The sequence below is a fragment of the Frankia sp. CcWB3 genome (assembly GCF_977927595.1).
In genome coordinates, this window is record NZ_CDWRCK010000145.1 from 1 (window position 1) to 10,974 (window position 10,974).

Here is a 10,974-nt window from a genome sequence, read left to right on the forward strand (position 1 = left end):
CCCCTGGAACCCCCCACCGCCATGAAACCCCCCACCGCCACGACGCTCTCACGTCCTCTTTAAGGTTGCGACGTATTGGACGCATTGTAGGAACCGCCGCGCGGGGACAGTTCGGCGAGCTGGGCCCGTACCCAGGAGGTCACGTCCGCGGCCGTGGGGTCGGCGGTGAGCGAGGTGAACACCACCGGACGGGCACCGCGGGCCGCGGCCGCGGCCCGGGCCATGACGTCGAGGTCGGCGCCCACCAGGGGAGCCAGATCGGTCTTGTTGATGACCAGCAGGTCGCTGCCGGTCACCCCCGGCTCGCCCTTGCGGGGCACCTTGTCGCCCCCCGGCGACGTCGACGACGAAGATCTGCCGGTCGACCAGCCCGTAGCTGAACGTCGCGGTGAGATTGTCGCCACCGGACTCGACGAGGACCAGGTCCAGGGGGCCGGTGTCGGCCTCCAGGTCCTCGACCATGTCCAGGTTCGCGGTGATGTCGTCGCGAATCGCGGTGTGCGGGCAGCAGCCGGTCTCGACCGCGCGGATCCGTTCGGGATCGAGCACGCCGGCCCGGCGCAGGAAGTCGGCGTCCTCGGTGGTGTAGATGTCGTTCGTCACCACCCCGATGCGCAGGCTCGACGACAGGGCCCGGCACAGCGCGGCGACCAGGGCCGTCTTACCGCTGCCCACCGGGCCGCCGACCCCGATCCGCGGCGCCCGCCCCGCACCGGCTGGCCCCGCACCGGCTGGCCCCGCACCGGCTGGTCCCGCGACGGCCCGCCCGCCGCTTCTCTGGAACTCCTCATGCCCGAGGTGCATCGTCGCGCTTCTCCCGTTCGAGGGGCCCGTCGGTGCTCACGCGGCATGCAGGGCCGGCAGCGCGACGCCGAGCTGGGCCCGTTCGAGGAACGCGCCCGGCCTGGCGGTGAGCTCGGTGGGGGAGGGCTCGGCGCCGGCGCGGACGAGCAGGTCACCCAACGCCGCGATCATCACGCCGTTGTCCGTGCACCGCCGACGGGCCGGTATCCGCAGCCGCAGGCCGGTCTGCTCGCAGCGGCTGGCCGCCAGCGCCCGCAGTCGGCTGTTCGCCGCGACCCCGCCGACGATGAGCAGGTCACCGATCCCGTGGTCGAGGCAGGCACGGACCGCCTTGGCGGTGAGCACGTCGACGACCGCCTCCTGGAAGGAAGCGATCACATCGCCGGCCGGTATGGGGGAGTCGGGATGCGACTCGACCCACCGGGCGACGGCGGTCTTCAGTCCCGAGAACGAGAAGGTGTAGGGCGCGTCCGCCCGGCCGGTCAGCGGCCGGGGGAAGGCCAGCGCCGTCGCATCGTGGCCGACCGCGGCCCGGTCGACCGCGGGACCGCCCGGATAGGGCAGGCCGAGCACCCGGGCGACCTTGTCGAAGCACTCTCCGGCCGCGTCGTCAAGCGTGTCGCCGAGGTGGATGATCGGGTCGCGGGCGAGGTCCCCCACCCGCAGTAGCGACGTGTGCCCGCCGGAGACGATCAGGGCGATGAGGGGATCGGGCAGCGGTTCGCCGTCGACGAGGTCCGCGGCGAGGTGACCGGCGAGATGGTGCACGCCGTAGAGGGGAACGTCGAGCGCCGTGGCGTACGCCTTCGCCGCGGCCACCCCGACGTGCAGGGCGGTGGCGAGGCCGGGGCCGGCGGTGACTGCGACGGCGCCGATGTCCGCCGCGGACAGCCCCGCCGAAGACAGCGCCGCGCGCACGCAGGGCACCAGCGCCTGCACGTGGGCCCGGGCGGCGATCTCGGGGACCACTCCGCCGTAGCGGGCGTGCTGGTCCATGCTCGTCGACAGGGCCTCGCCCAGCAGCGTGCCGTTCCGGACGAGCCCCACCCCGGTCTCGTCGCAGGACGTCTCGATGCCCAGCACGACCGGGCCCTGCTCCGGCGGCATCCCCGCGGCCTCCTCGCGATAGTCGGTACCTGCGAGATTACGCCGGTGCGAGGCTCTCGCCGCGCCGCCCGCGGGCCCTCGTCACGCGGGTGCGAGGTCCCCGTCTACGGACGGGGCCCTCGCCGAACAGGCGCGGCACCGGCCGGCAAGGGCGGCGTGGTCGGGCTGCAGGGTGAACCCGACGGTGGTGGCGAGCCGGCGCGCGACGTCGTCGAGCAGGTCCGCGGGCACGTCGAGGATCGTGCCGCAGGAGCGGCACCGGACGTGCAGGTGGGCGCCGCCGGTGAGGGCCGCCGCCAGATGGTAGACGGCCGGCCCGTGGTCGGGGTGGACGTGGGTGACCAGGCCGAGGTCGCCGAGGGTCTCCACCGCGCGATAGACGGTGGTGCGGTGCAGGCCCGGGACGATCGTCTCCGCCCGGGCGAAGACGTCGTCGACGGACAGGTGCTCGCTCGTGTCGGCGAGCACCTGGAGCACCGCCCGGCGGGCTGGGGTGACCCGCTCCCCGCGGGCGCGCAACGCGGCGATCCCGGCGGCGGACGGATCGCCACGCCGGCCGTCACGATCCGTCCGACTGTCCTTCACGATCCAGGTGTCCTTCACGATTCACGTGGCACAGTATCCCGCATGACCGTGCTCCCTATCCGCACTGTTGGTGATCCCGTTCTGCGCACTCCGACCACGCTGGTCACGGAGTTCGGCACTGCACTCGGTCGGCTGGTCACCGATATGATCGACACCATGTACGACGCGCCCGGGGTGGGGCTCGCCGCCCCGCAGATCGGGGTCGGGCTGCGCCTGTTCGTCTTCGACGTCGACTACGACCCGCGTGACGAGTCGGTGCCACGGGTGCCACGGGTGGTGGTGAACCCGGTGCTGGAACTCGGCCCGGACCCGGGGCAGCCTGGGGAGGCCCGGCAGCCCGGCGGGACCCAGCAGCACGGCCCGGAGGGATGCCTGTCCGTCCCGGGGCTGCACTTCCCGACCACGCGGGCGCTGGCCGCGCGGGTCCGTGGGGTGGACGTTACGGGGCAGCCGGTCGAGTACGCCGGTGAGGGCCTGCTTGCGCGCTGCTTCCAGCACGAGGTCGACCATCTCGACGGGATCCTCTACGTCGACCGGCTGACCGGGGAGGCGCGCCGTGCCGCCGTCCAGGCGCTGCGCGAGCCGTCGCCGACCCCGGAGCAGGCACGGGCGGCCGGCGAGTACCTGCGGTCGCGGCGCCGGTCGGGTCGGGCCGGTGACGGCCAGGTATCGGTCGGGCCGGGCCGGGTGATGGTCAGGCACCGGCCGGGTCGCGCCGGGGACGGTCAACGGCGGTCGCCGGTCGCCCGACGGGCTATCTTGGTACCCGCCTCGTCCTCGAGGATGTCACCGGCGAGTGCCCGTCCTCGAGGTGTCCCGTCCTCGAGGTGTCCCATCCTGGAGATGCCCCGGTGAGTGAGGAGTGGCTGCGGTGACCGAGGTCTCCGGCGGGCCGTACAAACGGCCGTTCCGGTTCAACATCCAGTGTTCCTCCCCCGCCGAGGTGAGCGCCCGGTCATGGGCCGACCTCGCCCGCCGGGTCGAGGATCTCGGCTACGCGACGTTGACCGTCTCCGACCATCTCGACGAGCAGGTCGCGCCGATCGCGGCGCTGATGGCCGCGGCCGACGCGACGACGACGCTGCGGATCGGCGCGATGGTGTTCAGCAACGACTACCGCCATCCGGTGGTGCTGGCCAAAGAGGCAGCGACCCTCGACGCGCTGTCCGGCGGACGGTTCGAACTCGGCCTCGGAGCCGGCTGGATGACCTCCGACTACTCCCGAGCCGGTCTGCCGCTCGACCCGCCGGGGGTGCGCATCGGCCGGCTTGCCGAGTCCCTCGCTGTCATCAAGGGGATGTTCGCCGACGGGCCGTTCACCTACAGCGGCACCCACTACCAGGTCGCCGGCCTGAACGGGACGCCGAAGCCGGTGCAGCGGCCCCACCCGCCGATCGTGATCGGTGGTGGCGGGCGCCGGCTGCTGACCCTCGCCGCCCGCGAGGCCGACATCATCGGGCTGAACATGAACATGGTCGGCGGAGTGATCGATGCCTCGCTCGGCGCCAACGCGACGACGGCGGCGACCGAGGAGAAGGTCCGCTGGATCCGGGAGGCCGCCGGCGCCCGTTGGGACGATCTCACCCTTCAGGTCCGTATCCACCTCGTCGTCGTCACCGACAACCGCACCCAGGTTGCCGAGCAGCTGGCCGCCGGGTTCGGGCTCACCTCCGAACAGGCGCTCGCGACCCCGCACGCGCTGTGCGGGTCGGTCGACGAGATCGTCGACGACCTCGTCGAGCGCCGCGAGCGCTTCGGCCTCAGCACGATCGGGGTCTCCCTGGACGCGTTGACCGCCATGGCGCCGGTCGTCGAACGCCTCGCCGGCACCTGAGCGGTCCGCCGCCCTCCCCCTTAGCCCTTCCCTGGAGTCGTCGTCCTCCGTCCCGTCCCTGTCGAGGAGCCATCGTTGGTCACGCACATGAAGTGGTGGGGCTGGGGCAAGGAGAGTGTCTCCTTCAGCCACAGTGACAAGCCCGACCTCGCGCCGTTCATCCGCACGCACATCGGGCTCGACATCACCCACCCGCCAGCCCAGCCACCGGCCTTCGCGGACCTGACGATCGCGGACCCCGTGCTGCCGGAGTCGCTGCGCGCCGCGCTCGTCGACGCCGCCGGTGCGGAGCACGTCACCACCGACGCACAGGCGCGGGTCGTGCACGCCTACGGCAAGAGCCTGCGAGACCTCATCCGGGTTCGTAACCACGACCTCGGCCGGCTGCCCGACGTCGTCGTCTACCCGGGAGACGAGGGGGCGGTCCGGGCGGTGCTGGCCGCGGCGCTGGCCTCGGACGCGGTCGTCATCCCGTTCGGCGGCGGCACCAACATCTCCGGCAGTCTCGAGGCGCCGCGCGCTGAGACCCGCCCGGTGATCTCCGTTGACCTCGGCCGGCTCGACCGGGTGCTGGAGATCGACGCCGACGCCCGCCTCGCCCGCATCCAGGCCGGCGCCCTCGGCCCGGACCTGGAGGAGCAGCTGGCCGCGCAGGGCTGGACGCTCGGCCACTTCCCGGACAGCTTCGCCCACTCCACCCTCGGCGGCTGGATCGCCACCCGCTCGTCGGGCATGCAGTCCGACAAGTACGGCGATATCGCGGAGATCACCAGGGCGGTGCGGGTGGTGACCCCTGCCGGGGTACTCGTCACCCGGCCCGTGCCCAGCCAGTCGACCGGCCCGAGCGTGCGGGAGATGATCCTCGGCAGCGAGGGGCGGCTCGGGATCATCACCGAGGCCACCGTGCAGGTGCACCGGGTGCCCGAGCAGCGCGTGATCCTCGGCTACTTCTTCCCGACCTGGGACGCGGCACTGCTGGCCATGCGGGAGATCGCCGCGAGCGAGGCCGCGCCGACGGTTACCCGGGTCTCCGACGCCAACGAGACGCGGTTCTCCTTCGCCACCCGCAAGCGCGGCTCCCTGGCCTCGAGTCTCGTCTCGGCCGGTATGAAGCAGTACCTGCGCCGGGTCCGCAGGTACGATCTCGATCAGATGTGCCTGTCGTTCATTGGCTTCGAGGGTTCACCCGCGCACGTCAAGGCCCAGCGCAAGCTGGTCGGGGCGATCGTCGCGCGCCGGGGCGGGATCTGTGTCGGCACCGGCCCGGGGCAGCTCTACGACCAGAAGAAGTTCGACACCCCGTACATCCGGGACTTCCTGCTCGGCCAGGGCGCGATGGCCGACGTGTCGGAGACGTCGACGTCCTGGTCGCAGCTCGGCCCGCTGTACCGGGGGGTGGTCGCACGGGCGAACAAGGCGTTCGCCGAGATCGGCGTGACCGGTTGGATCATGTGCCACCTGTCGCACTCGTACCACTCCGGGGCCTGCCTGTACTTCACGTTCGCCTACGCCTCCCCGGTGACGCTGGAGGCGATCGGCGGGTACGACACGGTGAAGTCCGCGATCCAGCAGGGCTTCATCGAGCATGCCGGCACCCTGTCCCACCACCACGCGGTCGGTGTCGAGCATGCGCGCTGGCTCGCCGACGACATCTCACCAGCCGGCGTGTGCCTGCTCACGGCGCTGTTCGACGGCATCGACCCGGGCCGCAACCTCAACCCCGGCAAGATCGTCCCAGGGGTGGGCGCCGCCCCGGGCCCGGCAGCTACGGCGGGACCGGCAGCTACGGCGGGCCCGGATTCGGTGAGCACGGCCGGGTCCGATCCGCGCTGAGATGCGCACGATCCTCGTCATTGGCATCGGTGCCGGCGACCCCGACCAGCTGACGATCCAGGCCGTCAAGGCGCTGAACCGGGCCGACGTCTTCTTCGTCCTGGACAAGGGGGCGGCGAAGGAGGACCTGGTCCGGCTGCGGCGGGAGATCCTCGACCGGCACGTCGAGGGGAACGGCTACCGGATCGTCGAGGCCCGTGACCCGAGCCGCGACCGGTCCCCGACGGACTACACTGCCGCCGTCGAGGACTGGCATTCCCGCCGGGCCGCGCTGTACGAGCGGATGATGCTTGACGAGCTGGGCGAGGACGGCTGCGGGGCGTTCCTGGTCTGGGGTGATCCGTCGCTGTATGACAGCACGCTGCGCATCATCGACCGGATCGTGGCGCGGGGCGTGGTGCGGTTCGACTACGAGGTGATCCCGGGGATCACCAGCGTGCAGGCGCTCGCCGCCAGCCACCGGCTGATCCTGAACCGGATCGGCGGCCCGGTCGAGATCACGACCGGTCGCCGGCTCGCCGCCGGATTCCCGCCGGGGGTCGACGACGTCGTCGTCATGCTCGATGCCGAGAATACCTTCCTGGCCCTGCCTGCCGACGACGTCGACATCTACTGGGGCGCCTACCTCGGCACCCCGGACGAGGTCCTGCTGCACGGTCCGGTCGCCGAGGTCGGCGGACTGATCGAGCGGACCCGCGCCGAGGCCCGCGAGCGTAAAGGCTGGATCATGGATACCTACCTGCTCCGCCGCCGTCCTGCCGTCTGACCTGTTCTGACTTGCTCTTGCTCTTGTCTTTCCAGAGGGATAAATCGGACACGAAAGGCTCTGGAAAGGCAAGGAGGGCGAGGAGGAAAGGTGATAGCGGCTTCTCGTCAATCTGAAGACCGGGCCGCCGACCAGGGCGGAGACGTCCGTCAGAAGTCCAGCCGGTAGAAGGCCGCCATCCGTCGCAGGGCGGGGGCCAGCGTCGCCACCGCGGCCATCACACGATAGCCCGCCGGCAGCGTCCCGGACCGGTCAAGGTCGAAAGCGCTCATGGCGGTCACGCACCGCAGGCGGGGGTCGATCGCCTCAAGTTCCGCGCAGCTGTCGATGCCCCAGGAGACGGTCGCCCCGGCGGCCTGGATCGCCTTGTTGAACCGCTGTATCCGGATACCGCGTCTGCTGAGGGCGTCGAAGACCAACTGGCCGCCGGGGGAGTGTTGGACGATCCGGCGGAGGACCGCCGTGCCTTCGTCCTCGCGGAGGTACATGGTCAGGCCTTCGGCGACCATCAGCACGGGAAGATCACTCGGTATCTGCGCCAGCCAGGACGGGTCGGTCACGGACGAGCCGAGCAGCGTGTAACCCTGACGCGGTGGGTACAGCTGCCGGCGTAGATCCATCACATCGGGGTAGTCCACGTCGAACCAGCGCACGCCGGGGCCGGGGTCGAGGCGGTAGGCGCGGGCGTCCAGGCCGCAGCCCAGGTGCAGCACGGTGGCTTTCGGATGCGTGGTGAGGAACTCGCGGGTCCACTCGTCGAAGTGCCTGGCCCTGAGCGCGACGAGGGCGTGTTCGCTGCGGCGCAGACCGGTTCTGGTGAAGTCAAAGTCGATCTTTTTGACGGCGTCCAGAGCCATGGTGTCGTGCAGGATGGGGTCAGCCGACCCGGCGTCCAGCGCTCTGCCGTACAGCGTCGCCAGCAGCGTCGCTTTCTTGCCCTGCAGGTGCGGCGTTGGCACGGGTGCCATGCTATGCCCGCGCTATGCCGGTCGTCCCGCGGGACGGCGCAATGCTGCAGCGGGACGCGCAATGCTGCAGGCTGGTTACGACTCTGCTTCACGGTACGGCCCGAATCCGGCGGCTGCACCCCCGACGGGGCAGACTAGGCGGCATGGCGAGTGCGTCCACGCCCCCCCCCGACCGCACCGGTGGCCTGCGCCTGCCGGTGACCGCCCCGTCGGCGGAGGGCGAGGTGGTCGAGCTCTGTCGGGAGATGCTCCGCTTCGAGTCGGTTAACCGTGGCAACGGCGACGGCAACGAGCGTCCGATCGCGGAGTACGTCGCGGCGAAGCTCGCGGAGGTGGGCCTCGAGCCGACCCTGCTGGAGTCGGCCCCGGGCCGCACCAGCGTGGTGACCCGGGTGGAGGGGGCGGATCCCTCGCGTGCGCCGTTGCTCGTCCACGGTCATCTCGACGTGGTGCCGGCGGATGCCAGCGAGTGGCGCCTGCCGCCATTCGCTGGCGAGGAGGCCGACGGCTGCCTGTGGGGCCGGGGCGCGGTGGACATGAAGGACATGGACGCGATGACCCTCGCGGTCATCCGCGACATCGTCCGCACCGGCCGCAGGCCACCCCGGGACCTCGTCGTCGCCTTCGTCGCGGACGAGGAGGCCGGCGGTGCCCTCGGGGCGCGCTGGCTCGTCGAGAACCATCCCGACCTGTTCGCCGACTGCTCTGAGGCGATCAGCGAGGTCGGCGGGTTCTCCTACACCGTCTCCGACGACCTGCGCCTTTACCTCATCGAGACGGCGGAGAAGGGCATCGCCTGGATGAAGCTGACCGCGGCCGGCCGGGCCGGCCACGGTTCGATGATCAGCGATGACAACGCGGTGACGGCGCTGTGCGAGGCGGTGGCGAGGCTCGGCCGGCACACCTTCCCGCTGGTCATGACCCCGACGGTCCGGGTGTTCCTGAACTCCCTCGGGGAGGCGCTCGGCATCGAGTTCGACCTGGACGACCTGGAGGCGACCGTCGCGAAGCTCGGCCCGATCGCCCGGATGATCGGCGCTACGCTGCGTAACACCGCCAACCCGACCCAGCTCGAGGCCGGTCATAAGGTCAACGTGATCCCGGGCGAGGCCACCGCCTACGTCGATGGTCGCTATCTGCCCGGTCAGGAGGAGGAGTTCATCCGCCAGCTCGACGAGATCCTCGGGCCGGACATCCGTCGCGAATGGGTCGTCCACGACCAGGCGTTGGAGACCAGCTTCGACGGCGCGCTGGTGGAGGCGATGGCCACGTCGCTGCGCGCCGAGGACCCGATCGCCCGGGCCGTGCCCTACATGCTCTCCGGCGGTACGGACGCGAAGTCCTTCTCCCGGCTCGGCATCCGCTGCTTCGGGTTCTCCCCGTTGCTGCTGCCGCCCGACCTGGACTTCTCCGGCATGTTCCACGGGGTGGACGAACGGGTGCCGCTCGACTCGCTGCGCTTCGGCGTCCGCGTCCTCGACCGCTTCCTGCACGCATCCTGACCCGGACCTCCTGACCCGAACCTGCCGGTACGGCTTGACGAGATGCCACCGTCCGCGCGCGGAGCACCATCCGCGTATGCGTCATCGTTAATGCATGACATGATGGGGGTATGGCTGGCGATCCGCTGTCCAGCATCGGCGTCGGAGTTCCGGTGGGCGTCGGAGTTCCGGTGGGCGCAGACGCGGACCACCCCCCGGCTACCTACGCCTATCTCGTGCAAGCCAGCCGGGACGGCAGTGTGTGGATCGCCGATCGGGCCGAGCCGTCCGGGGGCATCGAGGTCAGCGTGTTGTCCGCGCTGGAGGTCGCCCGGCAGGTTCTGCGTCGCCGGTTCGTGCAGCTGCGGGCCGACGACAGCGCCCATTGGCGCGATCACTGGTTCCGGGCCGACGTCTGGACGGTGGGGCGGCCCCGGCAGGCGGATACCGGCGACGCGGGAGCCGACGCCACCGGAGCCGACGCCCCCGGAGTCGAGGTGCCGGCCGGATGGGCATTGTCGGGACGGCATCTGCAGACCCGGGGGATCGCTCCGGACGTGGTCGAGGTGCGCACGCCCTCCCAGGTCCGTTGCCAGGTGGGCGGCTGTCAGGCGGGCAGATAACCGGGCAGGCCGCCGGGGCGCCGACGGCGGCGCAGCACCACCCGCCGGGAGCCATCCGGGAACAGCCGCAGGCGTTCGAGCTCCCAGTGGCCGAACTCGGCGTGCATCGTGAGGATCTGGACGGCTGCCCGGCAGTCCGTACCCGGCGGCAGGTACAGCCGCTGGTACTCCAGCTCTACTCCATCCAATGCGGCCTGACCTCGTGGTTGCGAGCGGAGGATGACCGGCTGCGCGTGGCGTGGTGCGGCGTGGGATGGCGACCGATCATCGTGCGGTCCCCCTCTACGTTAATCGTTTCGCCATCTTCTGGAAGGGCTTCTGGAATCGCTCGCGAGATGATGCGGGCCCATGCGCCATGTACCCACCGACGCGCGGCCGGCGGTCAGGGCACGTAGGAGAGGGTGAAGGCCAGCGTCGCGTAGAGGGTCATCGCGGCCGTGGTGGCGGCGAGTGTGAACGTGAAGATCTCCCGCCGGCCGGTGACGAGCGCGGCGACCAGCAGGAACGGGAACGCCCCGTAGACGTACCGCTCGGCGGAGTCCAGGTTGCTGCCGGTCAGCACGGCCGCCAGGACCAGGGCGCTCCACACCGGGTACGACACCGGCAGCCGGCGCGCCATGACCACCAGCCCGACGAGCGCCAAGAGCAGCCACGGCACGTGCAGTGCCGTGCCCAGCTCGCCGGAAAAGGCGCCCCGAGCCGCGTCCCACAGCACTGCCAGCGGGTTCGAGCTGCTGCCGTGACGTGCCGCGTCGCGCTGCAGCGTGAACGGCGCCAGCCCGTCACCGTAGGAGTGCGCCGACCACAGCAGGTAGATGCCGGCGCCGGCCACCGGGGCGAGCACGGCGAGCAGCCGACGCAGCCCATCATGGGCGGTGAGTGTTCCAGCCGTAGGCGTGGTGGTCGGCGTGCTGGGGCTGGGGCTGGGGCTGGGGCCGAGCCGGCGGACGAGCGGCCAGGGCAGCCCCCGGGC

Annotated in this window: 9 protein-coding genes and 3 pseudogenes; 6 read left to right on the top strand and 6 right to left on the bottom strand. The window is 71.3% G+C overall.

Going from position 1 to position 10,974, the window contains the following annotated elements; all coding sequences use genetic code 11:
• Positions 1–59: 59 nt before the first annotated feature.
• From ureG to ACY5KJ_RS12400, 3 genes and pseudogenes are all read right to left on the bottom strand, one after another.
• Positions 60–804 (bottom strand): annotated as a pseudogene (gene ureG, locus ACY5KJ_RS12390) (urease accessory protein UreG).
• Between the two features lie 36 nt (positions 805–840).
• Positions 841–1,911 (bottom strand): tRNA (adenosine(37)-N6)-threonylcarbamoyltransferase complex transferase subunit TsaD, encoded by a 1,071-nt coding sequence (tsaD, locus tag ACY5KJ_RS12395; RefSeq protein WP_462187278.1) that lies wholly within the window; start codon positions 1,909–1,911, stop codon positions 841–843.
• A gap of 81 nt (positions 1,912–1,992) precedes the next feature.
• Complete coding sequence (locus tag ACY5KJ_RS12400) at positions 1,993–2,496, bottom strand: Fur family transcriptional regulator (protein ID WP_462187277.1); 504 nt, start codon at positions 2,494–2,496, stop codon at positions 1,993–1,995.
• Between the two features lie 42 nt (positions 2,497–2,538).
• Between ACY5KJ_RS12400 and def the strand changes: the two are divergent.
• The 4 genes and pseudogenes from def to cobF form a co-directional block, all read left to right on the top strand.
• A pseudogene (def, locus tag ACY5KJ_RS12405) lies at positions 2,539–3,141 on the top strand (peptide deformylase); the annotation flags it as partial.
• Positions 3,142–3,367: 226 nt separating this feature from the next.
• Positions 3,368–4,330, top strand: coding sequence for an LLM class F420-dependent oxidoreductase (locus ACY5KJ_RS12410; protein WP_462203403.1), 963 nt, complete (start codon positions 3,368–3,370; stop codon positions 4,328–4,330).
• Positions 4,331–4,405: 75 nt separating this feature from the next.
• On the top strand, positions 4,406–6,163 hold the full coding sequence (locus ACY5KJ_RS12415; protein WP_462187273.1) for an FAD-binding oxidoreductase: 1,758 nt from the start codon (positions 4,406–4,408) through the stop codon (positions 6,161–6,163).
• Position 6,164: 1 nt separating this feature from the next.
• Positions 6,165–6,929: a precorrin-6A synthase (deacetylating) gene (cobF, locus tag ACY5KJ_RS12420; protein WP_462187272.1), complete on the top strand. Its 765-nt coding sequence runs from the start codon at positions 6,165–6,167 to the stop codon at positions 6,927–6,929.
• A gap of 149 nt (positions 6,930–7,078) precedes the next feature.
• Here cobF and ACY5KJ_RS12425 read toward each other — a convergent pair whose 3' ends face one another.
• The gene (locus ACY5KJ_RS12425) at positions 7,079–7,897 is read right to left on the bottom strand and encodes a class I SAM-dependent methyltransferase (protein WP_462203405.1); all 819 of its coding nucleotides are present in this window, start codon (positions 7,895–7,897) and stop codon (positions 7,079–7,081) included.
• Positions 7,898–8,040: 143 nt separating this feature from the next.
• On the opposite strand from ACY5KJ_RS12425, the gene ACY5KJ_RS12430 reads away from it, so the two are divergent.
• Positions 8,041–9,399 carry a M20/M25/M40 family metallo-hydrolase gene (locus tag ACY5KJ_RS12430; RefSeq protein WP_462187270.1) on the top strand — a complete coding sequence of 453 codons (1,359 nt, stop codon included), beginning with the start codon at positions 8,041–8,043 and terminating at the stop codon, positions 9,397–9,399.
• 110 nt (positions 9,400–9,509) lie between these two features.
• Positions 9,510–10,001, top strand: coding sequence for a hypothetical protein (locus ACY5KJ_RS12435; protein ID WP_462187269.1), 492 nt, complete (start codon positions 9,510–9,512; stop codon positions 9,999–10,001).
• Here ACY5KJ_RS12435 and ACY5KJ_RS12440 read toward each other — a convergent pair.
• Complete coding sequence (locus ACY5KJ_RS12440; RefSeq protein WP_462187268.1) at positions 9,986–10,189, bottom strand: DUF5703 family protein; 204 nt, start codon at positions 10,187–10,189, stop codon at positions 9,986–9,988. The genes ACY5KJ_RS12435 and ACY5KJ_RS12440 overlap by 16 nt on opposite strands.
• Before the next feature lie 194 nt (positions 10,190–10,383).
• Positions 10,384–10,974, bottom strand: a pseudogene (locus ACY5KJ_RS12445) (hypothetical protein); the annotation flags it as partial.